The sequence below is a fragment of the Enterobacter sp. CPE_E863 genome (genome assembly GCF_046521465.1).
Lineage (GTDB): Bacteria > Pseudomonadota > Gammaproteobacteria > Enterobacterales > Enterobacteriaceae > Enterobacter > Enterobacter adelaidei.
Genome location: NZ_JBKFZX010000001.1, coordinates 1,314,956 through 1,340,019, shown reverse-complemented (window position 1 = coordinate 1,340,019; position 25,064 = coordinate 1,314,956). Strand labels below are relative to the sequence as shown.

General features: G+C 52.5%; 22 protein-coding genes. 6 read left to right on the top strand and 16 right to left on the bottom strand.

Annotated elements, in window-relative coordinates:
• Position 1 precedes the first annotated feature (1 nt).
• A complete protein-coding gene (gene cmoM, locus ACLHV8_RS06440; RefSeq protein WP_028019238.1) occupies positions 2 to 781 on the bottom strand; it encodes a tRNA uridine 5-oxyacetic acid(34) methyltransferase CmoM in 780 nt (259 codons plus the stop codon).
• 124 nt (positions 782 to 905) lie between these two features.
• Between cmoM and elyC the strand changes: the two genes are divergently transcribed.
• Positions 906 to 1,685 (top strand): envelope biogenesis factor ElyC, encoded by a 780-nt coding sequence (gene elyC, locus ACLHV8_RS06435; protein WP_049005478.1) that lies wholly within the window; start codon positions 906 to 908, stop codon positions 1,683 to 1,685.
• On the opposite strand, the gene ACLHV8_RS06430 is transcribed toward elyC, so the two are convergent.
• The 7 genes from ACLHV8_RS06430 to ACLHV8_RS06400 all read right to left on the bottom strand — a co-directional run bounded on the left by ACLHV8_RS06430 (position 1,662) and on the right by ACLHV8_RS06400 (position 9,967).
• Entirely contained in the window at positions 1,662 to 2,555 is an 894-nt protein-coding gene (locus tag ACLHV8_RS06430) for a YcbJ family phosphotransferase (protein ID WP_114978554.1), read from the bottom strand. The genes elyC and ACLHV8_RS06430 overlap by 24 nt on opposite strands.
• Before the next feature lie 143 nt (positions 2,556 to 2,698).
• Positions 2,699 to 3,445 carry a 3-deoxy-manno-octulosonate cytidylyltransferase gene (gene kdsB, locus ACLHV8_RS06425; protein ID WP_108090342.1) on the bottom strand — a complete coding sequence of 249 codons (747 nt, stop codon included), beginning with the start codon at positions 3,443 to 3,445 and terminating at the stop codon, positions 2,699 to 2,701.
• The gene (gene ycaR / locus ACLHV8_RS06420; protein ID WP_006174474.1) at positions 3,442 to 3,624 is read right to left on the bottom strand and encodes a protein YcaR; all 183 of its coding nucleotides are present in this window, start codon (positions 3,622 to 3,624) and stop codon (positions 3,442 to 3,444) included. The genes kdsB and ycaR overlap by 4 nt, the downstream gene beginning before the upstream one ends.
• Before the next feature lie 45 nt (positions 3,625 to 3,669).
• Positions 3,670 to 4,899: a winged helix-turn-helix domain-containing protein gene (locus ACLHV8_RS06415; RefSeq protein ID WP_128348087.1), complete on the bottom strand. Its 1,230-nt coding sequence runs from the start codon at positions 4,897 to 4,899 to the stop codon at positions 3,670 to 3,672.
• Positions 4,900 to 4,943: 44 nt separating this feature from the next.
• Positions 4,944 to 5,921, bottom strand: coding sequence for a tetraacyldisaccharide 4'-kinase (lpxK, locus tag ACLHV8_RS06410; RefSeq protein ID WP_208594459.1), 978 nt, complete (start codon positions 5,919 to 5,921; stop codon positions 4,944 to 4,946).
• On the bottom strand, positions 5,918 to 7,666 hold the full coding sequence (msbA, locus tag ACLHV8_RS06405) for a lipid A ABC transporter ATP-binding protein/permease MsbA (protein ID WP_049005473.1): 1,749 nt from the start codon (positions 7,664 to 7,666) through the stop codon (positions 5,918 to 5,920). The genes lpxK and msbA overlap by 4 nt, the downstream gene beginning before the upstream one ends.
• 36 nt (positions 7,667 to 7,702) lie before the next feature.
• Positions 7,703 to 9,967, bottom strand: coding sequence for a ComEC family protein (locus ACLHV8_RS06400; protein WP_410376830.1), 2,265 nt, complete (start codon positions 9,965 to 9,967; stop codon positions 7,703 to 7,705).
• On the opposite strand from ACLHV8_RS06400, the gene ACLHV8_RS06395 reads away from it, so the two are divergent.
• Positions 9,966 to 10,088, top strand: a complete 123-nt coding sequence (locus ACLHV8_RS06395) for a hypothetical protein (protein ID WP_255660271.1) — start codon at positions 9,966 to 9,968, stop codon at positions 10,086 to 10,088. The two genes, ACLHV8_RS06400 and ACLHV8_RS06395, sit on opposite strands and share 2 nt — an antisense overlap.
• Before the next feature lie 94 nt (positions 10,089 to 10,182).
• Here the strand turns inward: ACLHV8_RS06395 and ihfB are convergent, their stop codons facing one another.
• The 6 genes from ihfB to ACLHV8_RS06365 all read right to left on the bottom strand — a co-directional run bounded on the left by ihfB (position 10,183) and on the right by ACLHV8_RS06365 (position 16,591).
• Positions 10,183 to 10,470 carry an integration host factor subunit beta gene (ihfB, locus tag ACLHV8_RS06390; RefSeq protein ID WP_008499965.1) on the bottom strand — a complete coding sequence of 96 codons (288 nt, stop codon included), beginning with the start codon at positions 10,468 to 10,470 and terminating at the stop codon, positions 10,183 to 10,185.
• 170 nt (positions 10,471 to 10,640) lie between these two features.
• On the bottom strand, positions 10,641 to 12,314 hold the full coding sequence (gene rpsA, locus ACLHV8_RS06385; protein WP_008499966.1) for a 30S ribosomal protein S1: 1,674 nt from the start codon (positions 12,312 to 12,314) through the stop codon (positions 10,641 to 10,643).
• A gap of 111 nt (positions 12,315 to 12,425) precedes the next feature.
• Positions 12,426 to 13,109, bottom strand: coding sequence for a (d)CMP kinase (gene cmk, locus ACLHV8_RS06380; RefSeq protein WP_028019246.1), 684 nt, complete (start codon positions 13,107 to 13,109; stop codon positions 12,426 to 12,428).
• Positions 13,110 to 13,294: 185 nt separating this feature from the next.
• A complete protein-coding gene (gene aroA / locus ACLHV8_RS06375) occupies positions 13,295 to 14,578 on the bottom strand; it encodes a 3-phosphoshikimate 1-carboxyvinyltransferase (protein WP_410376829.1) in 1,284 nt (427 codons plus the stop codon).
• 69 nt (positions 14,579 to 14,647) lie between these two features.
• Complete coding sequence (gene serC / locus ACLHV8_RS06370) at positions 14,648 to 15,736, bottom strand: 3-phosphoserine/phosphohydroxythreonine transaminase (RefSeq protein ID WP_028019248.1); 1,089 nt, start codon at positions 15,734 to 15,736, stop codon at positions 14,648 to 14,650.
• Between the two features lie 162 nt (positions 15,737 to 15,898).
• Positions 15,899 to 16,591, bottom strand: coding sequence for a DUF421 domain-containing protein (locus ACLHV8_RS06365; protein WP_208594456.1), 693 nt, complete (start codon positions 16,589 to 16,591; stop codon positions 15,899 to 15,901).
• Positions 16,592 to 16,717: 126 nt separating this feature from the next.
• Here ACLHV8_RS06365 and ycaO point away from each other — a divergent pair, with 126 nt between their 5' ends.
• The 4 genes from ycaO to pflA all read left to right on the top strand — a co-directional run bounded on the left by ycaO (position 16,718) and on the right by pflA (position 23,020).
• Positions 16,718 to 18,478, top strand: a complete 1,761-nt coding sequence (ycaO, locus tag ACLHV8_RS06360; RefSeq protein ID WP_410392116.1) for a 30S ribosomal protein S12 methylthiotransferase accessory factor YcaO — start codon at positions 16,718 to 16,720, stop codon at positions 18,476 to 18,478.
• Between the two features lie 406 nt (positions 18,479 to 18,884).
• Positions 18,885 to 19,742 (top strand): formate transporter FocA, encoded by an 858-nt coding sequence (gene focA, locus ACLHV8_RS06355; RefSeq protein WP_008499974.1) that lies wholly within the window; start codon positions 18,885 to 18,887, stop codon positions 19,740 to 19,742.
• A 51-nt stretch (positions 19,743 to 19,793) separates the two neighbouring features.
• On the top strand, positions 19,794 to 22,076 hold the full coding sequence (pflB, locus tag ACLHV8_RS06350) for a formate C-acetyltransferase (protein WP_024907798.1): 2,283 nt from the start codon (positions 19,794 to 19,796) through the stop codon (positions 22,074 to 22,076).
• 203 nt (positions 22,077 to 22,279) lie between these two features.
• A complete protein-coding gene (pflA, locus tag ACLHV8_RS06345) occupies positions 22,280 to 23,020 on the top strand; it encodes a pyruvate formate lyase 1-activating protein (protein WP_010429226.1) in 741 nt (246 codons plus the stop codon).
• 35 nt (positions 23,021 to 23,055) lie between these two features.
• On the opposite strand, the gene ACLHV8_RS06340 is transcribed toward pflA, so the two are convergent.
• Together ACLHV8_RS06340 and ACLHV8_RS06335 are read right to left on the bottom strand one after the other, a co-directional pair.
• Positions 23,056 to 23,577, bottom strand: a complete 522-nt coding sequence (locus ACLHV8_RS06340) for an anti-virulence regulator CigR family protein (protein ID WP_208594454.1) — start codon at positions 23,575 to 23,577, stop codon at positions 23,056 to 23,058.
• Between the two features lie 123 nt (positions 23,578 to 23,700).
• A complete protein-coding gene (locus tag ACLHV8_RS06335) occupies positions 23,701 to 24,849 on the bottom strand; it encodes an MFS transporter (protein ID WP_028019252.1) in 1,149 nt (382 codons plus the stop codon).
• Positions 24,850 to 25,064 lie beyond the last annotated feature (215 nt).

Here is a 25,064-nt window from a genome sequence, read left to right as displayed (position 1 = left end):
GTTATCCTTGCATCTGCGGCTTGTGCGCGGTGACGTGAATATAGCGGCCAAGGCTGATAAAAGGCTCCTGACGGCAATACCGCGTTTCTAATTCTGTTAAGGTGTCAAAACAGTCACGCTGTTTGTGTTTTTCACGCAGATAATCATGAAACACCCTGACGCCCGTCTTCCCAACGATCTGCCAGCCAATCTCTTCCAGCCAGCCGTACACCTGCTGTGGATCGCGCGGATAGTCCGGGGAAAGCGTGCGCTTTTTCTTTTTCGGCATCCCGACCTGAACATAGTCGAAATTACCTGCAACCATGTTATGCATCAGGAAGCCGTTAGCATTGTAGAACATCAGCGACAGCGTGCCGCCCGGGCGTAACATCGACCACAGGGTTTGTAATACGCTTTGCGGATCGGCAACCCACTCCAGCACCGCATGAAACAATATCAGATCAACCTGGGTTTCCAAATGCTGTGAGATATCCTGAGCGGCGCATTGTATAAAATGCATGTTGTCGCTCACACCTTTCTCTTCTGCTGCACGCGTCGCACGGGCGACCATTTCAGCAGAAAGATCGCAAAGCGTGACGTGATGACCGCGCTCGGCCATTTTTATCGCCGTCTGCCCTTCACCGCCTCCGGCGTCCAGCACACGCAACGTTTGACCGCCAAAGGTGGCAAGAATGTTGTCCAGATCCTGCCAGAGGATCGTCTGACGTAACTGCCCTTTCGTGGTGCCATAAATGTTGCGCGAAAACTTTTCCGCGATGTCATCAAAATTGCGATCCCGCATTGGGAGAGTTCCACTCGCTAACTGCAAAACCGCTATTTTGTCACACCCGCGCGGAGAATGAACCTCTCTGGTGTAATATCACGGGTAATCACCTGCTATATGGTCAAAAAAGGAACCAAAAAGGATGCTTTTTACCCTTAAGAAATACATTGGAGGGATGATGCTTCCCCTTCCTCTGTTGCTCATCATCATCGCGCTGGGGCTGGCGCTGGTGTGGTTCAGTCGCTTTCAGAGAAGCGGCAAAACGCTTATCACGCTTGGCTGGTTTGTCTTGCTGCTGTTGAGCCTGCAGCCGATCGCGGATGGCCTGTTACGCCCAATCGAAAATAAGTACCCGACATGGCAGGGAAATCAGAAAGTAGCGTACATCGTGGTGCTGGGTGGCGGATATACCTGGGACCCTGACTGGGCACCCAGCTCAAACCTGATCAACAATAGCTTGCCACGGTTAAACGAAGGTATTCGCCTGTGGCTTGCGAACCCGGGATCAAAAATGATCTTCACCGGCGCGGCGGCCAAAACAAACCCGGTGAGTACGGCTGAAGCAGGTGCCAGAGTCGCGGAATCACTCGGCGTGCCACGATCCGCTATCATCACTCTGGACAGCCCAAAAGATACCGAAGAAGAGGCGGCAGCAGTGAAGCAGGCGATTGGCGATGTCCCGTTCTTACTGGTGACCTCCGCCTCACACCTGCCACGAGCGATGATTTTCTTTGAAAAACAAGGTCTGCACCCGCTTCCCGCACCGGCAAACCAGATGGCCATTGATGCGCCGCTCAACCCATGGGAACGGGCAATCCCGTCCCCGGCGTGGCTGATGCATAGCGATCGCGTCGGCTATGAGACGCTCGGTCGCCTCTGGCAGTGGCTGAAAGGTTCCTCAGGCAAGCCAGGGCAAGAGTGATTTTGTCGCCAGATCGAAGTTTGCGCGATTAAAACGCCCGGTATTGACCAATTGCGCGACTTCGTCCCAAAGCAGATAAAGCCAGCGTCGCCAGAGAAACGCTTCTGCAACGGGCGCGCGTTGAAGGTAGTGCCAAAGTAAACCTTCCGCCGCCCCGCTGTCGCTGAGCCTGAATAACTCATATTCGCGCGGAGCCCAGAGCATGATCCCCGGCCCGACCATCGCCAGAAGCTGATCGCTGCGGGAATCTTTCAGCATGCTGCGCAGGGTAAAATTACCGTGGATCAGCACGCAGTTATCATTAAAGCCTTCAAACAGCGCCGGTAAGCACTCGCGGGTGCGAAACAGAATACGTTTATCCTGCATCGTTAAACCGGTGTTATTGAACTGGTTAAGCGTCCCCCACAGCACTTCAACCCGCTGGCGATACCACAGCGGCCACAGGTTTTCCTGGGTGCTGTCGACCGGACCGACAAGACCGCGGCTATCCTGACGGTGCCAGGCCAGCAGTCCCTCGACAATCTGGTCCTTCAGCTGTTCCCAGCGCTCCGGCGTACGCGCCGGTGCTTCAACAGGCACGCCCCGCAAACGCTCGATCAGCAATACATCCGGGCCGGGATGTTCCTCATGGGTCATCACGCCGTACACCGTTGGCATACGGACGGTCCCCTCCCGTGCCAGCATCGACATTTTCCACGCAAGCTGCCTGGCAACCCCGGGCGAGGTAAAACTTCTGGCCATCAGTGGCATTGGGTTACCCTGACTGTCATATAACGACCAGAGCGCGGTATCGGCCTTTTCACTCACGCACTCAACCCGGCTTAACTTCTCGCCCAGCAGATGGCTAAGTTCGGCACGCAGCTGTTCCATATGAGATTACCCCCATCAAGACTACTGCTTTTATAATGAGCGCGCAGAATGAAGATGTCACCCGGAAGAGATCAATTATGGAAAAGAAAGGGAAAAAATAGCAGGGAGAGAACATCCCCCCGAAAGGAGGGATGAAGGCAATATTAACGCAGTTCGGCGCGAACGCGCTCAAGATCTTCCGGTGTATCAACGCCCGTTCCAGGCACTTCCATGGCAACAGCAACGTGGATTTTTTCACCGTACCAGAGCACACGAAGCTGCTCCAGCATTTCAATATGTTCCAACGGGCTGGGTGCCCAGGTGACATATCGACGAATAAAGCCGGCGCGATAGCCGTAAATCCCCAGATGGCGCAGGAATGAATCACCGATAGTCTCTTTAGAGAGCGCAAAGCGATCGCGATCCCACGGAATCGTGGCGCGGGAGAAATAGAGCGCATAACCTTCGGTATCCATCACCACCTTCACCGCATTCGGGTTGAATGCTTCTTCAGCGTGGTGAATGGGTACTGCGAGTGTGGCCATACCGACCTGACGTTGTGCCAGGTTTTCCGCCACCTGACGGATAATAACCGCCGGGATCATCGGCTCGTCGCCCTGGACGTTAACGATGACCGTATCGTCACTAAAACCGCATTTTTCAACCACTTCCGCCAGACGTTCAGTGCCGGACTGGTGATCGGCACGGGTCATGCACACCTCTCCGCCGACTGCCTCGACCGCGCGGGCGACGTCCGGATGATCGGTAGCAACGATAACGCGATCGGCACCCGATTCACGTGCACGCTCCAGGACATGCACAATCATCGGCTTGCCGTTGATATCCACCAGTGGTTTACCCGGCAGTCGCGTTGACGCATAACGCGCAGGAATAATGACAACAAAACTCATGGCTTGCTCTCTTCTGCCACCAGGGAGCGGGCTTCGTTTTCCAGCAAAACCGGAATGCCGTCACGCAGCGGGAAAGCCAGGCTGTCCAGCTTGCAAATCAGCTCTTGTTTGTCCTGGCTATAGTAGAGTTTGCCGTTGCACACCGGGCAGGCAATAATTTCAAGTAAACGGTGATCCATAGTTCCTCCGTATGGGTAATCATTAAAGCTTACCACATTCCCTTTTCAGAGAGTGCCTGTTTCCCAGCCACTTCGGCAGGTTGTAAACAGTCCGTCAGGTACCCGCCCCAGCGTCACGTTGCTGGCCCCCTGCCAGCGAGCAAAATCGCTTATAGCGGACGCTAACCCTTTTTCCAGACTCGCTGACACTCTGATCCCCTCTTCCAGATAGAGCGCGATGACCTCAAGCGTATCGGTTTTACGGTGCATTTTGGCGTCCATGCGCCCGACAAGCTGCCCCTTGTGCAGCAGAGGCAGAACAAAGTAACCATACTGGCGCTTCGGGGCTGGAGTGTAGCACTCCAGTCGGTAAGTAAAACCGAACAGTTGCTCGGCTCTTTTTCTGTCCCAAACCACCGGATCGAAAGGAGACAGCACCGCGCTATGTGTTGCCTGAAGTTTTCCTTCCTGAGCCTGAGGCAGAAGCGGAAGTAGCTCCGAATGCAGCCACATTTCTCCCAGTGTTTCCACTGTGACTGGAACGACTCGCTGTTCGCGCTGCCATATTTCCAGCAATGGTTTCAGCGCGGGCTGGCGCAGGCGGTAATAATCTGCCAGCCACTGTGGGCGGAAAATACCCAGACTGCGGGCACTGTTTTCCAGCATGACATCCTCAGCCGCTTCCTGAGTCAATAAGTCACGCTCATCGTCCCAGTGAGGCATCACACGATGGGTCAGGTCGTATACACGCTGAAAATTACGCCGTTCAATCACCATGACCTGGCCTGACGTAAACAGTCCTTCAAGATGGCGTTTGTGCGGCTTCCACTCCCACCAGCCGCTCGTACCTTTTCGCGGATGCTCAAAATCGGCAGAACGTACAGGTCCGTTTTCCTGAATGTGGCGGATGAGTTGCTCAATCTCAGTTGCATGTTCCAGCATCCACTCTTGCCGGTACTTCCAGCCCATCTTCTCCGGAGCAAGCATCCGGTGACGAACCAGGGCAAAATCACTGCGAGGCAGGAAACAGGCTTCGTGCGCCCAGTACTCCATTAACTCCCCTTTGCTGAGAGCCTCATCCAGCCATTGCGAGGGATAATTCCCCAGACGGCTAAACAGCACCAGATAAGGGCTACGGGCCACGATGTTAATGGTGTCGATTTGAAGTAGCGACATGCGCTGGATGGTAGAGAGGATATCGGCAGATTGCGCGCGGCGACGGGGTTTTTTGAGTAACCCCTGCGCAGCAAGGTGCAAATTACGTGCGGCTGAAAGCGAGAGTTGCGGTAAAGACATGCGTTTTCCTGTCAGTCAAAGCGCCACCAGAACCGCGTAAGCCTTCACTTCACCAACGCGATCAGTTCCTTGAGTAATTGTTCCGGCTGCTCGCCGCTGAGTTCAGCGTCAACCGGCAGGTACCACCAGTTTTCTTTTGCAAAGGCACGGCATTTCACCGCATCTTTTTCGGTCATGATCAGCGTCTGTCCCGGCATAGTCAGGGCATCGACCTGCTCTTCCACCAGCGCCTGGTGGTCCGCCAGCGGCACACATTTTTCAAGCTGTGCGCCACACTGTTCCAGCGTCGTGAAGAAACGTGGAGGATGGCCAATACCGGCCATCGCCACCAGGGCGGGAAGTTGTGCAACTTCCCGGCGTTCCCCGGTCTGCAAATTCACCGCCAGACCAGGATGGAGATGCATAGGGATTTCACCCGCTTTTGCCACACCACCATTCACAATGACCGCATCTACGGATTTCAGACGTGAAGCGCGTTCGCGCATCGGCCCGGCCGGCAGCCACCAGCCATTGCCAAAACGACGAACGCCATCAATAACCACAATCTCTTTGTCACGCGCCAGAGCATAATGCTGCATACCATCATCAGTGATGATGATTTGTACCGCATGTTCTGCAAGCAGTGCCTGTACGGCGTCGCTGCGCACAGGAGAAACCGCAACCGGAGTGCCGGTACGCTGGTAAATTAAAACCGGTTCATCACCCGCTTCAGCAGTCGATGTTTCATCCGTCAGCAGCAGTGGGTAATGCGTTGCCTTGCCGCCATACCCGCGCGACACTACGCCGGGGCGTATACCGCGTTTTTGCAACTGTTCCACCAGCCAGATAACGACCGGTGTTTTACCGTTGCCACCCGCGGTGAGGTTACCGACAACCACTACCGGAACCGGCGCGCGCCATGCGCGTTTGAGCCCCAGACGATAAAGAAGACGAATGACACCGCTCACCAGGCCATAAAGCCAGGAGAACGGCAGAAGCAGTAGCCACAGCGGCGATTCACCGGACCAGATGCGTGCAATCATGCGCCAAACTGCATCTTATGAAGCTGGGCGTAAACACCACGGTGCTCCAGCAAATCAGTATGGCTTCCGCGTTCAACAATGACGCCATCTTCAACCACCACGATTTCATCAGCCTGCTCGATAGTCGACAGACGGTGTGCAATCACCAGCGATGTACGGTTCTTTTGCAGTTCATCCAGGGCTGACTGAATCGCGCGTTCCGATTCCGTATCCAGCGCCGAGGTCGCTTCATCAAGGATCAGAATTGGGCTATCGCGCAGCAGCGCACGCGCAATGGCGATACGTTGACGCTGCCCACCGGAGAGTAGCACCCCGTTCTCACCGATTATGGTATCCAGTCCGTTATCCATCTTGTTGATAAAGTCCATTGCGTACGCCATACGCGCGGCGTTTTCAATCTGCTCGCGGCTGTATTCATCAGTGCGTGCATAAGCAATGTTGTTTGCAACAGTATCGTTGAACAGATGCACGTTCTGTGAGACCAGCGCAACCTGGTTACGCAGCGACTGCAGGGTGTACTCTCGCAGGTCATGGCCATCCAACAGAATCTCACCTTCGTTAATATCGTAGAAACGGGTGATCAGGCTGGCAATGGTCGATTTACCTGAACCGGAACGACCAACCAGTGCAACGGTTTTCCCCGCCGGAATGGTCAGGTTGATGTTGCGCAGGGCCGGAGTTTCACGGCCAGGATAGGCGAAAGTGACATTGCGGAATTCGACATCGCCACGGGCGCGCTCAATCACGCGTGTACCTTCATCTTTCTCCTGCTCGGAATCCAGAATGCTGAAGAGAGTCTGACAAGCAGCCATCCCACGCTGGAACTGGGCATTGACGTTTGTCAGCGATTTCAGTGGACGCATCAGAGCAATCATCGAGGAGAAGACCACGGTGATAGTACCCGCCGTCAGCGTCTCCATCACGCTAGGGAAACTTGCCGCATACAGGACGAATGCCAGTGCCAGAGAGGCAATCAGCTGAATAACAGGGTCAGAGATTGAAGAGGCCGAAACCATTTTCATCCCCTGCAGGCGCATTTTGTTGCTGACTTTGTCAAAGCGGTGGGTTTCGACTTCCTGACCGCCGAAAATCAACACCTCTTTATGTCCTTTCAGCATCTGTTCTGCACTGGTCGTCACCTGCCCCATGGTGTTCTGCATATTCTTACTGATATTGCGGAAACGTTTTGAGACGACGCGAATCGCAATAGAAACCACCGGTGCCAGAACGATAAGGATGATCGACAGCTGCCAGCTATAATAGAACATCATCGCGAACAGGCCGATAATCGACGCGCCCTCACGCACAACGGTAATCAGTGCACTTGATGACGAGGAAGCAACCTGTTCTGAGTCGTAGGTAATGCGGGACAGCAGCGTCCCGGTCGACTGCTTGTCAAAGAACGAGACCGGCATGCCCATCATGTGACTGAACAGGCGGCGACGCATAGTCATAACCACTTTTCCCGATACCCAGGAAATACAGTAGCTGGAGATATAGCTGGTGATGCCGCGTAAGATCATCAGTCCGATAACCACCAGAGGCATCCATAGCAACACTGAGCGATCCGTTTTACCAAAACCGTCGTCCAGTAACGGTTTGAGAAGCGATAGCATAAAAGTATCGCTGGCTGCGTTGAGGATTAACGCTACACCCGCCACGATCAAGCCTGGTTTAAAGGGCGCAATCATCGGCCAGAGTCGGCGGAAGGTTTGCCACGTGGAGAGATCTTTGTCGTTATGCATTCAAAAAACCAGCATTTGTTGAAATAGCCGCATATTCTACCCGTTATCTACGGGCGCGCCAAACCACTGATGATACCAACGTGGTAAAAATTGCTCTCGCAAGCGCAGGATTTGCCAGCGATGTTGCGAAAATGTCACCGATATTTGTCCAGAATGGGGGGTATCGTGCCAGATATATCCCTCTTTTCGATAACGTCGAACCACTTTCGCCGACGGAAATCGCCATGCGTTATAGCGTGCCGCCGAATCCAGGGCAATTTGCCCTTCTACCCGTTGAACCAGTGGCAATGAAGAAGACGTCTTACTGCCATGATGAGGTACCTGTATGAGTGTAGACGTCACATTACGCCAGTAATGGCTGAGCATTGCCTGTTCCGCTTGCGCTTCAATGTCCCCTGTCAGCAGAACACTCTGCTCGCCGTCGTCAATTTTTACCACACAGGAGTGGTTGTTTCCTTGAGCAGGATAATTTTCAGGTGGCCAATGGACGGCGAAGGTCAACCCCTGCCAAATCCATCTCTGCCCACGAAAACAGGGATGATGTCCCGCCCGGCGTAATGGACTTCTTATCCACAAATCAGGCCATGTTTTTTGCAGCGATATCAGCCCTCCCGCATGGTCAAGATGCTCGTGACTGAGAATTACGCCTTCTGGTCGCAGGTGATGCCAGCGGAGCCACGGAATAATTAACCGCTGCGCACTATCGCCACCTGGCCAGGCGAGCCCGGTATCATAGAGAATCGCTTTTCCCTGTCTTTCAATAACCATTGCCAGGCCCTGCCCCACATCCAGCATATGTAACGTCCAGCTATCGCTTTTTGCCGTTCGCCAGAGGGGAAATGTGAGTATGACACTTCCAGCCAGGCAAACGGCAGGAACACTGTTCCAGGCACGAAACCGCCAGCCAAAAATGATAAGCCAGGGGAGTAATGTGAGGAACTGCCAGCGTTGATCCACATTTTGCCAGCCATAAGGCAGGCGCATCAGCAGCCAGAACAATACCGCCAGAGACTTTTCGGCTGCAAACCAGATGGTACTTTCCAGGGCCGTCAGTGGAAGCAGATGAAGCAGCATACCGAGCAGGATCAGCGGGACAGAGACCAATGTCACCAGGGGAACGGCAAAGAGATTCGCAACCAGGGAAGAGATGCTGAAGCCATGGAAAATCAGGACCTGCAAAGGCATGAGCAACAGCAGCATTCCTATCTGAAGATAAAGCAGATTCAGTAGTGGCCGCATCCAGTGAGCCCTGTGTCCGTGAGGAAGAGGCAACCACTGAAACCAGAAAATCAGTGCGGTAACCGCAAAGGCTGACAAAAGCAGACTCTGTGAAAGCACAGCTAATGGATCGATTAGCAGGATTGCCGCAACACAGCAAAACCAGATCTCCCAGGGGGACCATTGACGGGCGGCGATCCGCAACGCCGCCAGCATAGTAATGGCGGTAACCGTTCGCAATGCCGGGGGTTGCAGACCAGTAAGCCAGGCATAGAAGGCAGCAAAAACCACCCCAGCCAGCAGAGGCATCTGCCAGCGGATCCAGTGGCAGGGTAATAAAAACTGGAACCCACGTGCGAGTAGCCAGGCGATGGATGCTGCCATCGCGATATGCAGTCCTGAAATTGCCATCAGATGGAGTGTGCCGGTTTCCCGCATCAGGTCTTTTATTTCCTGGGGTACGTCCAGACGTTCTCCCATCCCCAATCCAAGGATAACAGCCCCCCATTGATAAGAAGAAAGCCGGTTTTGCAGTGACATCAGGTATTGAGCACGCAGGCTACAGCGTCCATCGACGAGTTCCGCATGGGTGAAGCGCCCACTCAGTGTTTGATGTTGGGCAAACGAGCTTCGCTGAAGATCGTAGCCCCCGTCATTTAATTCTCCATGTACAGGCCTAAGTCTGAGCGTCATGGCCCAGCGCTGGCCGGCACAAACCTTTTGCGGCAGTGCATTGCCATACAATGTTACGCCAGCCGATGTCCACCCGCGTTGGCCATCGACGCTGATAATCTTTCCCTGATGCATTGTTGAACCATCAGTGGCGGTGATCTCTACCTCAGCATGTACAGCATCTGACGTTAAATGTTGCATTGGCCAGACGCTCTCTTGAGCGGAAAGAATTCCCCATACGCAAAATAATAAACCGATCCCCACATATTTCAGTCGTACGCGCCGCTGCGCGGCCAGCCCTATTCCGCCAACAATCATTATCCACACGAAATAGCGTGGTGGCAGTTCAGGTAACCAGAGTAACGGAGTTATCGCCAGAATGGCACAGACGCTAATAGCGGGAATTCTCATGACTACCTCCCTGTCTCAGGAAAGGCAGTATGCAGGCAGGCAGGGTGAGCCGTCAGTTGAGAAAAATGCGTTTTACAGCAAGCGCTGTATTGATTTTATTGGTTTGCAGAAAGCGAAATGAAAAATGCGCGGTTTCTTCAGAATTGAAACGATAAAGACAAAAAAAGCACCCGCAGGTGCTTTCTTTCGAACCCAGTTTAACCCGATGGCTAAACTCAGTTACCGTAAATATTGGCGCGGTCGCGCAGTTCTTTACCCGGCTTAAAGTGTGGAACGTACTTACCTTCCAGCTCGACTTTATCACCCGTTTTCGGGTTACGCCCGGTGCGTGGAGCACGATAGTGCAGAGAAAAACTACCGAAACCGCGGATTTCAATGCGCTCGCCCTGGGCAAGAGTGGAGGCCATATGCTCCAGCATCTCTTTTACGGCATCTTCCACTGCCTTGGCAGGGATATGCGGTTGCTGACTGGCAAGTCTTTCAATCAATTCTGACTTGGTCATGATTCCTCCGGTTCCTTTCAAACCAATTAGCTGAACAGCTCATTAAACAAGGGCGGCCGTAGCCGCCCTTTGTTATTGATTACAGGACGAATCCTGCAATCTGTCAAGTTTGCTCCTCATCCTTCACGCTGTAAATGCGTTACAGCTCAAATGATGCTGAGAACTTGATATTACTCGCCTTTAGCTGCTTTGAAAGCTTCAGCCATTGCGTTGTTAGAGAAGTTTGCATCTTCCTGTTTGTTAACAGTTGCGATTGCATCTTTCTCATCAGCTTCGTCTTTAGCACGAACAGACAGGCTGATTGCACGGTTCTTACGGTCAACACCGGTGAACTTAGCTTCAACGTCGTCGCCTACGTTCAGAACCAGAGTGGCATCTTCAACGCGGTCACGGGAAGCTTCAGAAGCGCGCAGGTAACCTTCAACGCCGTCAGCCAGTTCTACGGTTGCGCCTTTAGCGTCAACTGCAGTCACTTTACCGTTTACGATTGCGCCTTTCTTGTTCAGTGCAACCCAGTTGTTGAACGGATCTTCTGCGAGCTGTTTAACGCCCAGGGAGATACGCTCACGCTCTGCGTCAACCTGCAGAACAACTGCAGCGATTTCGTCGCCTTTTTTGTATTCACGAACTGCTTCTTCGCCTGCAACGTTCCAGGAGATGTCAGACAGGTGAACCAGGCCATCGATGCCGCCGTCCAGGCCGATGAAGATACCGAAGTCAGTGATAGACTTGATTTTACCTTCAACACGGTCACCCTTGTTGTGGGTTTCCGCGAACTGCTGCCATGGGTTGTTTTTGCACTGTTTCAGGCCCAGGGAGATACGACGACGTTCTTCGTCGATATCCAGAACCATCACTTCCACTACATCACCAACGTTAACAACTTTGGATGGGTGGATGTTTTTGTTGGTCCAGTCCATTTCGGAAACGTGCACCAGACCTTCAACGCCTTCTTCGATTTCAACGAAGCAGCCGTAGTCAGTCAGGTTAGTAACACGACCAGTCAGTTTAGTACCTTCTGGGTAACGCTTAGCGATAGCTACCCATGGATCTTCGCCCAGCTGTTTCAGGCCGAGGGATACACGAGTACGCTCGCGGTCGAACTTCAGCACTTTAACAGTGATTTCGTCGCCCACGTTCACGATTTCGCTTGGGTGCTTAACGCGTTTCCACGCCATGTCGGTGATGTGCAGCAGGCCATCAACGCCGCCCAGGTCAACGAATGCGCCGTAGTCAGTGAGGTTCTTAACGATACCTTTGACTTCCATGCCTTCCTGCAGGTTTTCCAGCAGCTGATCGCGTTCTGCGCTGTTTTCGGACTCGATAACAGCACGACGGGAAACAACAACGTTGTTACGCTTCTGGTCCAGCTTGATTACTTTGAACTCAAGCTCTTTGCCTTCCAGGTGCAGGGTGTCACGGACTGGACGAACGTCTACCAGAGAACCTGGCAGGAACGCACGAATACCATTCAGCTCAACAGTGAAGCCGCCTTTAACTTTGCCGTTGATAACACCGACCACAGTTTCAGCTTCTTCGTAAGCTTTTTCCAGCGTGATCCATGCTTCGTGACGTTTAGCTTTCTCACGAGAGAGCAGGGTTTCACCGAAGCCGTCTTCTACTGCGTCCAGAGCAACGTCAACTTCGTCACCAACCTGGATTTCCAGCTCGCCCTGGGCGTTTTTGAACTGCTCTGCCGGAATGGCGGACTCAGATTTCAGACCGGCGTCAACCAGTACTACGTCTTTGTCGATAGCAACAACAACACCGCGAACGATGGAACCCGGACGGGTTTCGATTTCTTTTAAGGATTCTTCAAACAGTTGAGCAAAAGATTCAGTCATGTTTAATCTTCAGGTTAATATTAACGTCCACCTGGCTCCGTGCCGGATGGGGTTGTTTCACATACCCGCCGTCAATCCATTGCAGCGGGGGTACTGCTAAATCGGTCGCGATTACGCGAGTGCCAGTTTTTGGCGCGCATATTGTAGCGCTTTTTCAATCACTTGCTCAATAGTTAAACTGGTTGAATCCAGAACTAATGCATCTTCTGCAGGAACAAGTGGGGCGACGGCGCGGTTACGATCGCGGTCATCACGCTCTTTTATCTCGGATAAAAGGCGATCAAAGTTAACACTAAACCCCTTCTCCTGCAACTGAAGCATGCGGCGTTGAGCGCGTTCTTCAGAAGAGGCGTCAAGGAAAATTTTCACGGGTGCATCAGGGAATACCACGGTTCCCATATCGCGTCCGTCGGCGATCAGACCCGGGGCTTCACGGAAAGCGCGCTGACGGCGCAACAACGCCTCGCGAACGCGCGGAAATGCTGCAACCTGAGAGGCCGCATTCGCGACTTCCTGAGTACGAATTTCGCCACTTACGTCTTCCCCTTCCAGGATGACTTCCAGGTTGCCATCGGTCGAAATAAAACGTACATCAAGATGCGCAGCCAGCGGTACCAGCGCTTCTTCAGACGCAACATCCACATGGTGATGCAGCGCTGCCAGAGCCAGCACGCGATAGATTGCTCCCGAATCTAAAAGATGCCATTGCAATGCTTCCGCCATCGCTTTGCACAGAGTACCTTTCCCTGCACCACTCGGCCCATCAATGGTGATTACCGGGGCAACTGCCGTCATCTTTTTCTCCTTAAATAAGGCATACCGTTTACATGAACGCCGCGCATTATACGCGCCAACGTGCGCAACTGTTACCTTTGCGTGCAAATTACGGAATGATTGAAGCAGAGTGTAGAAGAAATGAACGGAAGTGTTCGTCAGGAAACGTAAGGAAATGCCGCATCAGATGATGCGGCAAAACGTTATCAGGCCAGCGTGCTAATGCGCGCCAGTTGCTCAAAGTAGTCCGGGAAGGTTTTCGCGGTACATTTCGGGTCAAGAATGGTGACAGGCGTATCTGACAGCGCCACCAGCGAGAAGCACATCGCCATACGGTGATCGTTGTAGGTTCCGATTTCCGCAAACTGCAGTTTTGCCGGAGGGGTCACGCGAATATAGTCTTCGCCCTCTTCCACCTCGGCACCGACTTTTCGCAACTCTGTCGCCATTGCGAACAGGCGGTCCGTCTCTTTTACGCGCCAGTTGTAGATGTTACGCAGCGTGGTGGTTCCTTTGGCAAACAGCGCCGCCGTGGCAATGGTCATCGCCGCATCCGGGATATGGTTCATGTCCATGTCGATGGCGTTCAGCTCGCCGTGGGTACAGGAGATGAAGTCCTCGCCCCAGGTGACAATAGCGCCCATTTTTTCCAGCACGTCCGCAAAACGGATATCGCCCTGCACGCTGTTTCGGCCAATACCGGTCACTTTTACGGTGCCGCCTTTAATTGCTCCAGCGGCCAGGAAATAGGATGCAGAGGAAGCATCACCTTCAACAAGGTAGCTACCCGGGGATTGATATTGCTGTGCTCCACGCACCACGAAGCGCTGATAAGACTGGTTCTCCACCTCAACACCGAAGGTTTTCATCAGGTGCAGAGTGATATCAATATACGGTTTGGAAACCAGATCGCCCTTAATGGTGATAACCGTGTCCTGCGGTGCCAGCGGTGCAGTCATCAGCAGTGCCGTCAGGAACTGGCTGGAGACGCTGCCGTCAACCTCAACGCTTCCGCCGGTAAAACCTCCGCGCAGACGCAGCGGTGGGTAGTTTTCCTGCTCCAGATACTCAATCTGCGCGCCGCCCTGACGCAGCGCATCCACCAGATGACCAATCGGGCGCTCTTTCATGCGCGGCTCGCCGGTCAGCACAATATTGTTGCTGCCCAGACACAGGGCTGCCGCCAGCGGACGCATTGCGGTACCGGCGTTCCCCAGAAACAGCTCCAGCTCTTCACCAGAGCGCAGTGCACAGCCGTTGCCAGTCACTTCACAACGCGTGCGGTCGTCAGACAACGTGTATTGAACTCCCAACGCTTTCAGCGCATTGAGCATGTGGCGTACGTCATCGCTATCCAGCAGATTTGTGAGGACAGTGGTGCCGTTTGCCAGAGCTGCCAGCAGCAGAGCGCGGTTCGAGACACTTTTTGAACCAGGCAGATTAATGGTGCCATCTACCCGCGCGATAGGTTGTAACGTCAGGGATTCCATGAAAACTTAACTCTCAAATCAACATAATAAAAACCCCGCAGCAGGGCTACGGGGGTGAAAACAGCGTAATTAACCGTGGCGACGTTCGAAGTCGATCATGAAATCGGTTAGAGCTTTAACGCCTTCCAGCGGCATCGCGTTATAGATGGAGGCACGCATACCACCAACAACACGGTGTCCCTTCAGCGCATGCAGGCCGGCCGCGAAGGACTCTTCCAGGAAGACTTTATCCAGGTTGCTGTCAGCCAGCTGGAACGGCACGTTCATGCGGGAACGATTGGTTTTCGCGACATCGTTACGGTAGAAATCGCTCTTGTCGATGACGCCATACAGCAGTTCAGCTTTCTGCTGGTTAACCTTGTCCATCTGCGCCACACCGCCGTTTTGCTTCAGCCATTTGAACACCAGACCGGAGAGGTACCACGCAAACGTAGGTGGGGTGTTGAACATAGAATCGTTATCGTTCAGCACGGTGTAATCGAGAATCGACGGGCACGATTTATGCGCTTTCCCCAGTAGGTCTTCACGCACGACGACGATAGTCAAACCGGCCGGACCGATATTTTTCTGCGCGCCCGCATAGATAACACCGTAGCGGCTGACATCAATCGGTGCAGACAAAATGGTGGAGGAGAAATCCGCGGCAACCACGACATCGCTGCCGAAGTTTGGCGTCTCGTCGATGGCAATCCCGTCAATGGTTTCGTTCGGGCAGTAGTGCAGATACGCTGCGTTATCAGAAAGCTGCCACTCGCTCATTGGCTTAACAGCGCGCAGACCGTCAACAGTCACTTTGGCGTCGATAACATTTGGCGTGCAGTATTTATGCGCTTCTTTAACGGCACTTGCCGCCCAGTAACCCGCGTCAACATAGTCAGCCGTCGTTTTGTTACCGAGGATATTCAGCGGTACACCTGCAAACTGACCGCGTCCGCCGCCGTGACAGAACAATACTTTGTAGTTCGAGGGAATATTCAGCAGATCGCGAAAATCCTTTTCTGCCTCTTCCGCCACCTGAATAAACTCTTTACCCCGGTGGCTGATTTCCATCACCGACGTACCGAGACCGTTCCAGTCACAAAGTTCCTGTTGGGCCTGTTTAAGCACGTCTGCCGGTAACATTGCCGGACCTGAACTGAAATTAAAGACTTGAGCCATTTCCCCTCACCACGCTAAAAGCCATAAGTTATAACTGTGGATATCGGTTTTATCATTCAGTGACACGCGCCGCAATGTCTAAAACTTATGGCCGGCGAAATGTGTCCCGCGTCACACAAAACAATCTACCGCCTCGCCAGGACAAAACCGACAAAATGGCTGTCAGGTAAGCCGTTTGGCCCGGCTAACCTTCGACCATTCCGGATTTGCGCAGCGGGGGCATAATTGACGATCGCCCGGCTGCATCGCAACCACGTGGCTGCATCGTATGCAAGCATAGTCGCCAGCTTCAGGAACCGTTCTGAAACGTTCGATCAGCATGTCCGGTAAAATACAGAGACCGGGCTTGACGTCCTCGTCAGAATAGTAATAAACGCTGATCTGCCCGTTGGTTTCCATTATTGCCAGACGTACCTGCCCGAGCTGTTCCACGCTATTCAGGCGTAGCTCCATAAAGAATTCAAACTCGGTCATATTGGCACTTTTTACATTTTCCCAGGCCAGCTGGCCGTCCTCGACGATAACAACCGGCTTCCCTTCAAGCAGGTCTTCCAGCTTTTCGCTTTTCGACATCAGCCACATGACAAGACGGTAAATAAGCGCCAGTGAGACAAAGACAATAAACACCGGCACCATCGGCACATCATCATAGAAGGCAACGTCACCCGCCGCTGATCCCAGCGTCAGGATAATCAATACCTCAAAGAGCGACATCTGCCGGACACCACGACGGCCCGTAATCTTGAGAAACAGAAAGACCAGGACGAAGGTATACAGACTGCGCAGAGCGACTTCGCCTAAAAACTCAGGAGGGACTTTATCAAACGCCATCCGATGGAGATCGAAAGCTTTCATTTTTCTATGCCTTACAGTAGGTTACTGGCTATAAGCATAGCTCAGGCATTTATTTTCGCCGAAGATAGCACCTGTCACGCAAAACCCGTATCATTGCGCGCTTTACGTACGATAAAAGTGAACGCCATGACTCAAACATTTATCCCCGGCAAAGACGCCGCCCTGGAAGATTCCATCGCTCGCTTCCAGCAGAAACTGACCGACCTGGGCTTTAACATCGAAGAAGCCTCCTGGCTCAATCCGGTGCCTCATGTCTGGTCCGTGCATATTCGCGATAAAGACTGTGCCCTGTGCTTTACCAACGGTAAAGGTGCGACAAAAAAAGCGGCACTGGCCTCTGCGCTGGGTGAGTATTTTGAGCGTCTGTCCACCAACTATTTCTTCGCTGACTTCTGGCTGGGCGAAACCATCGCTAACGGCCCGTTTGTTCACTATCCAAACGAAAAATGGTTCCCACTGACCGAAGGTGACGAACTGCCGGAAGGTATTCTCGACGCCCGCCTGCGTGCCTTCTACGATCCGGAAAACGAACTGACTGCCAGCATGCTGATCGATCTGCAGTCCGGTAACGACGAGCGCGGGATCTGTGCCCTGCCGTTTACCCGTCAGTCAGATGAGCAAACCGTCTATATTCCGATGAACATCGTCGGCAACCTGTATGTCTCCAACGGTATGTCCGCCGGTAACACTCGCAATGAAGCGCGCGTGCAGGGTCTTTCCGAAGTCTTCGAACGTCACATCAAAAACCGCATTATTGCCGAATCTATCAGCCTGCCTGAAATTCCGGCAGACGTGCTGGCGCGCTACCCGGGTGTGGTGGAATCCATCGCCAAACTGGAAGCAGAAGGTTTCCCAATCTTTGCGTATGACGGCTCGCTGGGCGGTAAATACCCGGTTATCTGCGTCGTGCTGTTTAACCCGACCAACGGCACCTGTTTCGCCTCCTTCGGCGCGCACCCTGACTTCGGCGTGGCGCTAGAACGTACCGTCACCGAACTGCTGCAGGGCCGTAGTCTGAAAGATCTCGACGTGTTCACCCCGCCAACGTTTGACGATGAAGAAGTGGCCGAGCATACCAACCTCGAAACCCACTTCATCGACTCCAGCGGTTTGATCTCCTGGGATATGTTTAAACAAGACGCGGATTATCCGTTCGTGGACTGGAGCTTTGCCGGTACCACTGAAGAAGAGTTCGCCACGCTGATGGCGATCTTCGACGCGGAAGATCAGGAAGTCTATATTGCCGACTACGAACACCTTGGCGTCTACGCCTGCCGTATTCTGGTGTCAGGTATGTCCGACATCTACCCGGCTGAAGATCTGTGGCTGGCGAATAACAGCATGGGCGCGCATCTGCGCGAGACGCTGCTGGCTCTGCCGGGCAGCGAATGGGAGAAAGAAGATTATCTGAACCTGATCGCCCAACTGGACGAAGAAGGTCACGATGACTTCACCCGCGTACGCGAACTCCTGGGTCTGGCTACCGGTAAAGACAACGGCTGGTATACCCTGCGCATCGGTGAGCTGAAAGCCATGCTGGCCCTGGCGGGTGGCGATTTGGATCAGGCCCTGGCCTGGACCGAGTGGACCATGGAATTCAACCAGTCGGTCTTCTCTGCCGAGCGCACCAACTATTACCGCTGCCTGCAAACGCTGTTGTTGCTTGCACAGGAAGAAGATCGCGAGCCGCTGCAATATCTGAATGCCTTCGTACGGATGTACGGTGCTGAGGCGGTAGAAGCGGCCAGTGCGGCCCTGAGTGGCGAAGCGCCGTTCTATGGCCTGCAGGCTGTTGACAGCGATCTGAAAGCCTTCCCGGCGCACCAGTCGCTGCTGAACGCCTATGAAAAACTGCAGAAAGCAAAAGCCGCTTACTGGTCAAAATAAGCGCACATAACATTAGCAGCAGTAGGCGTATTCAATCGTCTGGGCTATATTACGGGGCAATTTCATTGCCCCGTTTTTTATTTTCTTCGGCAATGATTGTTGATTGTAATAATAAAGTTAAACATGGGTAAATATAATAATATTAACCCGGGCTTTACTGTTACTTTTTATGGTAAATACTCCATATTAATTAACTGTTTTAGAGGTGGCCGAACGAAAAAATTCAACTCTTTTCATAACTTTTAAAATTTATTTTTATACGGATAATCAAATACTTACTCCGCATTTGTTGTAAAACCATACACACTGCGGGCCTATAAGCCAGGCGAGATATGATCTATATCAATTTCTCTTCTATAATGCTTTGTTAGTATCTCGTCGCCGACTTAATAAAGAGAGAGTTAGTGTGAAAGCTGACAACCCTTTTGATCTTTTACTCCCTGCTGCGATGGCCAAAGTTGCCGAAGAAGCGGGTGTCTATAAAGCAACGAAACACCCGATGAAGACGTTCTATCTGGCGATCACGGCTGGTGTGTTCATCTCTATCGCTTTCGTCTTCTACATCACTGCCACCACCGGTACTGCTGGAATGCCTTTCGGCATGGCCAAACTGATTGGCGGTATTTGCTTCTCACTGGGTCTGATTCTTTGCGTTATCTGCGGTGCCGACCTCTTCACCTCAACGGTGCTGATTGTCGTAGCGAAAGCCAGCGGAAGAATTACTTGGGGTCAGCTGGCGCGTAACTGGCTTAACGTCTACGTGGGTAACCTGGTTGGCTGTCTGCTCTTTGTTTTGTTGATGTGGCTTTCTGGCGAGTACATGACCGCCAACGGTGGCTGGGGGCTCAACGTCCTGCAAACTGCCGACCACAAAATGCACCACACATTTATCGAAGCCGTTGCTCTTGGCATCCTCGCTAACCTGATGGTCTGCCTGGCTGTATGGATGAGCTATTCGGGTCGCAGCCTGATGGACAAAGCCTTAATAATGGTTCTGCCAGTTGCGATGTTTGTTGCCAGCGGCTTTGAGCACAGTATCGCGAATATGTTCATGATCCCAATGGGCATTGTCATCCGCGACTTTGCAAGCCCGGAGTTCTGGACCGCAGTTGGTTCATCCCCGGAAAGTTTCTCTCACCTGACTATTATGAATTTCATTACTGATAACCTGATCCCTGTCACTATCGGGAACATTATCGGTGGGGGTCTGTTAGTTGGGTTGACATACTGGGTCATTTACCTGCGTGGCGACGATCATCATTGATGGTTTTCTCAGGCAGTAAATAAAAAATCCACTTAAGAAGGTAGGTGTTACATGTCCGAGCTTAATGAAAAGTTAGCCACAGCCTGGGAAGGTTTTGCGAAAGGTGACTGGCAGAATGAAGTAAACGTACGTGACTTCATTCAGAAAAACTATACCCCGTATGAAGGTGACGAATCCTTCCTGGCTGGCGCAACTGACGCGACCACCAAGCTGTGGGACAGCGTAATGGAAGGCGTTAAACTGGAAAACCGCACTCACGCGCCAGTTGATTTCGACACCTCCGTTGCTTCCACCATCACTTCTCACGATGCTGGCTATATCAACAAAGCCCTTGAGAAAATCGTTGGTCTGCAGACTGAAGCACCACTGAAACGTGCAATCATCCCGTTCGGTGGTATTAAAATGGTTGAAGGTTCCTGCAAAGCGTATAACCGCGAGCTGGACCCAATGCTGAAAAAAATCTTCACCGAATACCGTAAAACCCACAACCAGGGCGTATTCGATGTTTACACCAAAGACATTCTGAACTGCCGTAAATCTGGCGTTCTGACCGGTCTGCCAGATGCGTATGGCCGTGGCCGTATCATCGGTGATTACCGTCGCGTTGCGCTGTACGGTATCGACTTCCTGATGAAAGACAAGTACGCACAGTTCGTTTCCCTGCAGTCTGACCTGGAAAACGGCGTAAACCTGGAAGCGACTATCCGTCTGCGTGAAGAAATTGCTGAACAGCACCGCGCGCTGGGTCAGATCAAAGAAATGGCAGCTAAATATGGCTGCGATATCTCTGGTCCTGCGACCAACGCTCAGGAAGCTATCCAGTGGACTTACTTCGGCTACCTGGCCGCGGTTAAGTCTCAGAACGGTGCAGCGATGTCCTTCGGTCGTGTATCCACCTTCCTGGATGCTTACATCGAACGCGACATCAAAGCAGGCAAAATCACCGAGCAAGACGCTCAGGAAATGATTGACCACCTGGTCATGAAACTGCGTATGGTTCGCTTCCTGCGTACCCCAGAATACGATGAGCTGTTCTCCGGTGACCCAATCTGGGCAACTGAATCTATCGGTGGTATGGGCGTTGATGGCCGTACTCTGGTAACCAAAAACAGCTTCCGCTTCCTGAACACCCTGTACACCATGGGTCCTTCTCCGGAGCCGAACATTACTGTTCTGTGGTCTGAAAAACTGCCTCTGAACTTCAAGAAATTCGCCGCTAAAGTGTCTATCGACACCTCTTCTCTGCAGTACGAGAACGATGACCTGATGCGTCCGGACTTCAACAACGACGATTACGCTATCGCTTGCTGCGTAAGCCCAATGGTTGTTGGTAAACAAATGCAGTTCTTCGGTGCGCGTGCAAACCTGGCGAAAACCATGCTGTACGCAATCAACGGCGGCGTTGATGAAAAACTGAAAATGCAGGTTGGTCCTAAGTCTGAGCCAATCAAAGGCGACGTTCTGAACTTCGACGAAGTGATGGACCGCATGGATCACTTCATGGACTGGCTGGCTAAACAGTACGTCACTGCACTGAACGTTATCCACTACATGCACGACAAGTACAGCTACGAAGCCTCTCTGATGGCGCTGCACGACCGTGACGTTATCCGCACCATGGCGTGTGGTATCGCAGGTCTGTCCGTTGCGGCTGACTCCCTGTCTGCAATCAAATATGCGAAAGTTAAACCAATTCGTGACGAAGACGGCCTGGCTGTAGACTTCGAAATCGAAGGCGAATACCCGCAGTTTGGTAACAACGATTCTCGCGTTGATGACATGGCGGTTGACCTGGTAGAACGTTTCATGAAGAAAATTCAGAAACTGACTACTTACCGTAACGCTATCCCGACTCAGTCTGTTCTGACCATCACCTCTAACGTTGTGTATGGTAAGAAAACCGGTAATACCCCAGACGGACGTCGTGCTGGCGCGCCATTCGGCCCAGGTGCTAACCCAATGCACGGTCGTGACCAGAAAGGTGCTGTTGCCTCTCTGACTTCCGTTGCTAAACTGCCGTTTGCTTACGCTAAAGATGGTATCTCTTACACCTTCTCTATCGTTCCAAATGCGCTGGGTAAAGACGACGAAGTGCGTAAAACTAACCTCGCGGGTCTGATGGATGGTTACTTCCACCACGAAGCGTCCATCGAAGGTGGTCAGCACCTGAACGTGAACGTAATGAACCGTGAAATGCTGCTCGACGCGATGGAACACCCTGAGAAATATCCTCAGCTGACCATCCGCGTATCCGGCTACGCAGTACGTTTTAACTCCCTGACTAAAGAACAGCAGCAGGACGTTATCACCCGTACTTTCACTCAGTCCATGTAAGTGGAATTGACTGAAATCACGCGTTAAAAAGCGTACAATAAAGGCTCCACGCAAGTGGGGCCTTTTTAGCACCCTCTCCACCTCAGTCTCTTTTGTCCGCTATCTATACTTAATGGATAACAGCCAAAACAGACTTAACACAGCCGGTTTTGAGCTGTGCATACACAGGCCCCGGACGGGCCGATGCTGGAGATATCACCGCAATGTCAATTATTGGTCGCATTCACTCCTTTGAATCCTGTGGCACTGTCGATGGCCCAGGTATCCGCTTTATCACCTTTTTCCAGGGCTGCCTGATGCGCTGCCTGTACTGCCATAACCGTGACACCTGGGATACACACGGCGGCAAAGAAGTGACCGTTGAAGATTTAATGAAAGAGGTGGTGACCTACCGTCACTTTATGAACGCGTCTGGCGGTGGTGTAACCGCATCCGGCGGTGAAGCCATTCTTCAGGCTGAGTTTGTACGCGACTGGTTCCGTGCCTGCCGCAAGGAAGGTATTCATACCTGTCTCGATACCAACGGCTTTGTACGCCGCTACGATCCGGTTATCGACGAGCTGCTCGAAGTGACCGATCTGGTGATGCTCGATCTCAAACAGATGAACGATGAGATCCACCAGAACCTCGTTGGTGTCTCAAACCACCGGACGCTGGAATTTGCCAAATACATTGCCGATAAAGGCATCAAAACCTGGATCCGCTACGTGGTTGTGCCTGGCTGGTCAGATGATGACGACTCCGCGCATCGTCTCGGGGAATTTACCCGCGACATGGGCAACGTCGAGAAAATCGAGCTTCTGCCTTATCACGAGCTGGGTAAACACAAATGGGTGGCAATGGGCGAAGAGTACAAACTCGATGGCGTGAAGCCGCCGAAGAAAGAGACGATGGAACGCGTCAAAGGCATTCTTGAGCAGTACGGCCATAAGGTGATGTATTAAAGAAAAGCCCGGTGAAAACCGGGTTTTTTTATATTCTATTTAAAGACGCCGTTAATCACGGACGTCACAATGGCTGTACTCAGCGCAATTAAGACCAGATCGTCACCCACTACCCGCCATTCATAGCCAGGATAGGAAGGAAGCTGGCCCAGCATAGAGGCCGGCACGGTTTTCTTCGCAATGCCCGGAGGCAACGGCTTACCGCGCGCCAGGTTTTTCGCGATACCCGGAGGCAGAGACTTATAGCCCGTTAGGCCATAATTCAGCGCCAGATGGCGGGCATGATCGAAACTCACGCGAGCGTCGACATCGTTACCGACATCTTTACTGCTCTTAACGCTCTTATCCGATTTTCCAGGGTTATCCTGACCGTTATTTTGCTTATTGCCATGGTTACCAGAATTTCCATTACCATGACTGCCGCTGTTACCCTGTCCGCCGCCGTTTCCGTGACCATTGCCATTCCCGTTTCCAGGATTAGCCATGACCGGAGCCGTTGCAAACGTTAAAGACAACACTACGGCAAGTGCGGTAGTGGCAAAACGACGAATAGACATGATTGATGCCTTATAGTGGTAGAACTCACATGAATTATCGTCTGACGCAATAAACAAACAATAAGTAAAACTCTTAGTTGTGACAGGGACAAAAAAGCCTGTCATCGACAGGCTTTTAATTAATCAGGCATGAGCCACAGGCGTTGGGTGTTCGCCCGCTTTGCGCAGCAGCATTAAGAGATAAATAAACGATACGCTGGCGATCATGATAAACAATAAATTATCAGAGTAATTCTGCATCAACATCGCGGTAAACGTCGGCCCTAATAAACTGCCGATGGTATAGCTCAGTAACAGCGCCTGGTTCATTGCCACCAGCTGGTGATGTTCTACTTTCTCACAGGCCCAGGCCATCGCGACCGGATAGAGCGTAAAGCCAGCGGCCCCGAGAATAAACAGCGCAGGCGCCATCGCGGCGTTGCTGAGCATGGCTAGACATCCCAGGATCACCACGAAGACCTGAACGCGCAGTACCAGCAGACGACCGAAACGGTCCGCCAGACGGCCAATCGGCCACTGCCCGACGATCCCTGCACTCACCATAACCGCCATCCAGAAGCCAATTCCGGAATCGCTGACGCCCTGATGATTTAGATAGAGCGGCATCAGGCCATAGAGTGAGCCCAGTACAATCCCCGAGATAATGCAGCCGTTAACGCCCAGCCGCGCCTGACGGAGTCTCAGCATCGGCCAGACGTGGGTTGCTTCCTGGTGTTCGCTGTTCTGGTTCACAATGCGCGTAAAGAGCAGCGGCAGGATCGCGGCAAGCACCATACCCGTTACCCACGGCAGAACGCTCATCAGGTCGGTTGGCAGTTTGCTGACCATCAGTTGACCCAGCACGGTGCCCACGTAGTAAACCATCATATAGGCTGCCAGCAGGCGTCCGCGGTTGCGCGACGTACCGCTGCACATCAGCGCACTTTCAACCACCACCCAAATCATCGCGCAGCCTACGCCAGCGATAAAACGCCATGCCATCCAGCTCCAGAAGCCGACCATAAGGCCTAAACCGGCACATCCGGCGGCGAAAATCAGCGAAGCCAGATAATAGCTGCGATTAAAGCCAAAGCGCTTAATCAGGCTCCCGGTGACCAGCGTCCCCAACAGGTTGCCGGTAAAAAAGGACGAGCTGACCATACCCACCTGCCAGGTCGGTAAGTTTTCATGGGCGAGCCACAGCGGGACGAGCGTATTTAACACTGCGATCGCCAGGGTCAACAGAAGTAGGCCACAGAGCAACAGAAGCACTGGCCGGGTATAGGTGGTCATGGGTTAAAAACCGTGAGGAAGTTCAGATTTCGTGCGCATCATGCCACTGGCAAAAACAAAGTCAATCCGCTGATTTCGCCATCACGCACAATATGTTCCCTGTCGATTTAAAAAACTTATCCTGCTAATGCAACGCCTGCTATAGATATTAATTATGTATCTGTTTTTATTTATTAATGAACGAAATTAAAACAAAACGACAGTCGAAAAATTTC

What these genes read in the sequence shown, in the direction of transcription:
- cmoM (WP_028019238.1), bottom strand. Translation starts at nt 781, where the DNA reads ATGCGGGATCGCAATTTTGATGACATCGCGGAAAAGTTTTCGCGCAAC.
- elyC (WP_049005478.1), top strand. Translation starts at nt 906, where the DNA reads ATGCTTTTTACCCTTAAGAAATACATTGGAGGGATGATGCTTCCCCTT.
- ACLHV8_RS06430 (WP_114978554.1), bottom strand. Translation starts at nt 2,555, where the DNA reads ATGGAACAGCTGCGTGCCGAACTTAGCCATCTGCTGGGCGAGAAGTTA.
- kdsB (WP_108090342.1), bottom strand. Translation starts at nt 3,445, where the DNA reads ATGAGTTTTGTTGTCATTATTCCTGCGCGTTATGCGTCAACGCGACTG.
- ycaR (WP_006174474.1), bottom strand. Translation starts at nt 3,624, where the DNA reads ATGGATCACCGTTTACTTGAAATTATTGCCTGCCCGGTGTGCAACGGC.
- ACLHV8_RS06415 (WP_128348087.1), bottom strand. Translation starts at nt 4,899, where the DNA reads ATGTCTTTACCGCAACTCTCGCTTTCAGCCGCACGTAATTTGCACCTT.
- lpxK (WP_208594459.1), bottom strand. Translation starts at nt 5,921, where the DNA reads ATGATTGCACGCATCTGGTCCGGTGAATCGCCGCTGTGGCTACTGCTT.
- msbA (WP_049005473.1), bottom strand. Translation starts at nt 7,666, where the DNA reads ATGCATAACGACAAAGATCTCTCCACGTGGCAAACCTTCCGCCGACTC.
- ACLHV8_RS06395 (WP_255660271.1), top strand. Translation starts at nt 9,966, where the DNA reads ATGACTACCTCCCTGTCTCAGGAAAGGCAGTATGCAGGCAGGCAGGGT.
- ACLHV8_RS06400 (WP_410376830.1), bottom strand. Translation starts at nt 9,967, where the DNA reads ATGAGAATTCCCGCTATTAGCGTCTGTGCCATTCTGGCGATAACTCCG.
- ihfB (WP_008499965.1), bottom strand. Translation starts at nt 10,470, where the DNA reads ATGACCAAGTCAGAATTGATTGAAAGACTTGCCAGTCAGCAACCGCAT.
- rpsA (WP_008499966.1), bottom strand. Translation starts at nt 12,314, where the DNA reads ATGACTGAATCTTTTGCTCAACTGTTTGAAGAATCCTTAAAAGAAATC.
- cmk (WP_028019246.1), bottom strand. Translation starts at nt 13,109, where the DNA reads ATGACGGCAGTTGCCCCGGTAATCACCATTGATGGGCCGAGTGGTGCA.
- aroA (WP_410376829.1), bottom strand. Translation starts at nt 14,578, where the DNA reads ATGGAATCCCTGACGTTACAACCTATCGCGCGGGTAGATGGCACCATT.
- serC (WP_028019248.1), bottom strand. Translation starts at nt 15,736, where the DNA reads ATGGCTCAAGTCTTTAATTTCAGTTCAGGTCCGGCAATGTTACCGGCA.
- ACLHV8_RS06365 (WP_208594456.1), bottom strand. Translation starts at nt 16,591, where the DNA reads ATGAAAGCTTTCGATCTCCATCGGATGGCGTTTGATAAAGTCCCTCCT.
- ycaO (WP_410392116.1), top strand. Translation starts at nt 16,718, where the DNA reads ATGACTCAAACATTTATCCCCGGCAAAGACGCCGCCCTGGAAGATTCC.
- pflB (WP_024907798.1), top strand. Translation starts at nt 19,794, where the DNA reads ATGTCCGAGCTTAATGAAAAGTTAGCCACAGCCTGGGAAGGTTTTGCG.
- pflA (WP_010429226.1), top strand. Translation starts at nt 22,280, where the DNA reads ATGTCAATTATTGGTCGCATTCACTCCTTTGAATCCTGTGGCACTGTC.
- ACLHV8_RS06340 (WP_208594454.1), bottom strand. Translation starts at nt 23,577, where the DNA reads ATGTCTATTCGTCGTTTTGCCACTACCGCACTTGCCGTAGTGTTGTCT.
- ACLHV8_RS06335 (WP_028019252.1), bottom strand. Translation starts at nt 24,849, where the DNA reads ATGACCACCTATACCCGGCCAGTGCTTCTGTTGCTCTGTGGCCTACTT.